Annotated in this window: 4 protein-coding genes and 1 pseudogene; 3 read left to right on the forward strand and 2 right to left on the reverse strand. The window is 53.0% G+C overall.

The genetic code is table 11. The features are described 5' to 3' along the window. Window positions 1-227 precede the first annotated feature (227 nt). Both BN874_RS11925 and BN874_RS11930 read right to left on the reverse strand, forming a co-directional pair. Window positions 228-1,067, reverse strand: coding sequence for an FTR1 family iron permease (locus BN874_RS11925; protein WP_034433593.1), 840 nt, complete (start codon window positions 1,065-1,067; stop codon window positions 228-230). Window positions 1,068-1,085: 18 nt separating this feature from the next. Beyond that, on the reverse strand, window positions 1,086-1,427 hold the full coding sequence (locus BN874_RS11930; protein ID WP_034433595.1) for a cupredoxin domain-containing protein: 342 nt from the start codon (window positions 1,425-1,427) through the stop codon (window positions 1,086-1,088). Window positions 1,428-1,690: 263 nt separating this feature from the next. Between BN874_RS11930 and BN874_RS11935 the strand changes: the two are divergent. The 3 genes and pseudogenes from BN874_RS11935 to BN874_RS24555 all read left to right on the forward strand — a co-directional run bounded on the left by BN874_RS11935 (window position 1,691) and on the right by BN874_RS24555 (window position 3,214). Beyond that, window positions 1,691-2,086: pseudogene (locus tag BN874_RS11935) on the forward strand (type II toxin-antitoxin system RelE/ParE family toxin). After that, window positions 2,058-2,333, forward strand: coding sequence for a helix-turn-helix domain-containing protein (locus BN874_RS11940; protein WP_051497766.1), 276 nt, complete (start codon window positions 2,058-2,060; stop codon window positions 2,331-2,333). Before BN874_RS11935 ends, BN874_RS11940 begins: the two are co-directional and overlap by 29 nt. A gap of 437 nt (window positions 2,334-2,770) precedes the next feature. Further along, window positions 2,771-3,214, forward strand: coding sequence for a hypothetical protein (locus tag BN874_RS24555; protein WP_154724899.1), 444 nt, complete (start codon window positions 2,771-2,773; stop codon window positions 3,212-3,214). Window positions 3,215-3,333: the final 119 nt, after the last annotated feature.

Here is a 3,333-nt window from a genome sequence, read left to right on the forward strand (position 1 = left end):
CTGAAATCATTAATCGACCTATTAAAAAGTGGGTCTAAATAAGGAGAGCGGGAATTGCTGGCTTAAGCCCGCTCTCCCCGCAAAAACAGAAAATTCACTATAACAGTTCGTCGACGCTTCACACCCTGTTATGAAGCTTTCACTTTTCCCGCTAGATATTATCAGGCTAACCATCTCATTAGACTCCGCCAAAGCGGGGCTTCATTCGGTTCGTGTGGGTCTCTCGTTCAGACTGCCGCTGCTGCCTGCTTCGATTGGGGAGTAGGCACGTTACCGATGAACCACATTAACCCACTGATCAGCAGTAATGTGGCAAGGTAGAACGCGACTTGCATCCCGGCAGGCCGGTCGTTATAACCGGCTAGTACATGCAGGATTTGGCCGGGCAAGCTGCGGTCGGACAGGATCGCTGAGGTGTCCCATAACGGTTGCCGCCAAGCGGGCAGCCAGTCGGCCTGAATTAGGAAACCGGCGGCTTGCGCGGCCATACCCGCCGCCAGCAGCACGATCAACCCGCTGGTGACTGTGAACAGATGTCGGGTGGGAATGCGCAACAGGCCCAGATATAACGCCAACCCCACCGCCACGCCCGCCAGCAGACCGAGCGCGCCACCGCCCAACATGGACGACATCGCCGCGTCGCCGCCGGCGGCGATGCCATACAAGAACAACACGACTTCAGAACCTTCACGCAACACTGCTAGACTGACTACGGTGGCCAAAGCCAGCAGGGGCTGTTCGCCGGTGCGGACCTGGTGACCGACCGCTTTCATTTGGTGCGCCAATTCCCGTCCGTGGCGACCCATCCAGACGTTATGCCAGCCGAGCATCACAACGGCGGCAAACAATAGGCTGGCGTTGAACACTTCCTGCCCCATGCCGGCTGCGGTCTCGGCGATCCCCCGCGCGAACGCCGCCACCAGTGTGGAGCCCAACAGCCCCGCCGCGATCCCGCCGCCCACCCACCAGCCGCGTCCGGTCACCCCCCGAGTGGCCGCCAACACAATGCCGATCACCAGCGCCGCTTCCAGCACTTCACGGAATACGATGACGAGCGTACCGATCATCTTTCGACCCTCCAAGTCCTACTGGGCAACGAATCGGCCCTTGGCGGTTTTTTCATGGAACTCGCCGATGAAGTCATAGCTGCCCGGTTGCAGCGGCCCGACGTTCAGGGTAGCCCGCTGCTTGCCGGCGATGACTTTTTCCAGCTTCAGCGCGGGGCTCTCAAATTCTTCTGAGGTCGCATCTTGATTGTCCACGACCAACTTGAATTTCTGGTTGGCCGGCACGTGCAGTACGTTCGGCTCAAAACGATGATCCTTGATAACAAGCTGATATATATTGGTTTCTTGCGCGCAGACGGATTGATAGCCCGATCCTGCAAGCAGAGCGACCATGGCGAACACGGTAGAATGGCGTTTCATCGATGCGGGAACCTCGGTATCGTCCGTTACTATTCAAGTCAGTTATTCTTATTTGAATATAAAATGGGTCTCTTGGCAAATCATCCTATAGGGAATAGGGCTCTATCACGGGGCAAGCAAGACTATCCCAGTGCCGAAACTCTTCAGTTCTGGCACTGATCGCTCATGTAAAACCGTTGTCTTTTGTAAAGCAAAGCGATCTCCCTTTAACTATAGAACTAAGTTCTCTATATTAGGCGTATGAAAACCCAGCGGGCAGGTCGATGCGAATTTTCAAGAGCAAGTGGTTTGCCAAATTCGCCCGCAAGGAGCGCATCACCGACGCCAAGTTATGCGAGGCTATCAGGAATGCAGAGTAAGGCATCATTGACGCTGATTATGGCGGCGGAGTCATCAAGCAGCGGATCGCACGACCGAATGAGGGGAAGTCCGGTGGGTATCGGTCTATTGTTTTTTTCCGGCGGGGGGCACGGTCCTTTTTCGTCTATGGGTTTGCTAAAAACGAACAGGACAACATCGACGAGAGCGATGAACAGGATTTCAAGGATCTGGCGAACATCGTTTTGGCCCTCTCCGATGCCGAGCTGAAAACCCTGGTTGATAGCGGTAAGTATGTGGAGATAACGGGCGATGACCCAAGCGAAGAGTTACAAAAGTGACCTCAAAGCGGCCCTTCACCAAACGGCCAGCGACCTTTACGAAGTCGGCCTGATGGATAAGCAAACGATGCGCCGTTTCGATGAGTCTTGCCTAACACCTATTCATGGCTTCACCGCCCAGGAAATCCGCGCCCTGCGGGAACGCGAGGAAGTCAGTCAGACCGTTTTTGCCCTGTATCTGAACGTGCCAAAGGATTCCGTCAGCCAATGGGAGCGCGGGCGTAGGTCCCGTTGCCATGCGAGTTGAACAGGACAGGGGTTGCGACTAAACGCAAATCTGCGTTGATTGAACGCGGGAGTTTTCCCCCGTGCAGGAAAGAACTCCCGGCGCTGGAAGTTAGGGCGTAGGGAAGGTGTCGCCCTGAAAGGCGGGTCTGCGGACTGTCCTCCTTCCTACCGCCCAATCCTTGGCTGGCGGCAGGAGGGTCGCCCGCAAGATATTTTTTCGTGGCCGCATGATCGGGGTAGCCGGGGGGCGTTTTCCGCGCCGGGCTGATCCACATAAACGCAGCCTAAAATTCGCAGCAAAATTTCTCGAAACTCGCCATACGCTCGATTGTTGTGCAGATTATTGGGACCCCCTCTGATTTTACTAGCTAGGCAAGTCTACAATAGTATTCAGGTAAGATTCAGCAAGAATTCACCATGATAGGTTACCAGCAAAACCACAGTAGGAGTAGAACAATGAAACAACATACAGCCATTTTAAGCACAGTCATGCTATCAGGCATTATAATAGGGTGTTCATCAGACCCGTTACATGCTCAAAGCTATCAATACTATCCTGATTATAATCCTACAGTAAGACGTGATTACTATAGCAGCGAGGGTTACGCCCCAGATGGAACATATCATAGTGAGGATATAGTGGAGGACAAACGGGCCAGCTATTACTCACCAGGACGAAATAAAGCAATTACCCGTCCTCGGACTACAGTTGAGTCTTGGAGAAACGAACCTGGCCAGCAGACGACCCGTGAGCGCACAAGTTGGATCGGCGCAGATGGAAAACCTCACAGCACCACTATTGAACGTAACGAAATTACCGATCCAGATGGTAATAGTCATACTGACACCCATGTGACTCTAAAAAGAGCAAATAAAGGGAAGAAAGATGAAAGCGAATAGAGTTTAAATAACCTTCGCTTCTAGTCTTTTAGCTTGAAGCAGTGACAACCGCTTACTCAACAGCAATTCCCGCTCTCCTTATTTAGACCCACTTTTTAATAGGTCGATTAATGATTTCA

It is taken from the genome of Candidatus Contendobacter odensis Run_B_J11, assembly GCF_000531125.1.
GTDB classification, from domain to species: Bacteria; Pseudomonadota; Gammaproteobacteria; order Competibacterales; family Competibacteraceae; genus Contendibacter; species Contendibacter odensensis.

Excerpts from the sequence above, each read along its gene's own strand:
- BN874_RS11930 (WP_034433595.1), bottom strand. The coding sequence starts at position 1,427 with ATGAAACGCCATTCTACCGTGTTCGCCATGGTCGCTCTGCTTGCAGGA.
- BN874_RS24555 (WP_154724899.1), top strand. The coding sequence starts at position 2,771 with ATGAAACAACATACAGCCATTTTAAGCACAGTCATGCTATCAGGCATT.
- BN874_RS11925 (WP_034433593.1), bottom strand. The coding sequence starts at position 1,067 with ATGATCGGTACGCTCGTCATCGTATTCCGTGAAGTGCTGGAAGCGGCG.
- BN874_RS11940 (WP_051497766.1), top strand. The coding sequence starts at position 2,058 with ATGACCCAAGCGAAGAGTTACAAAAGTGACCTCAAAGCGGCCCTTCAC.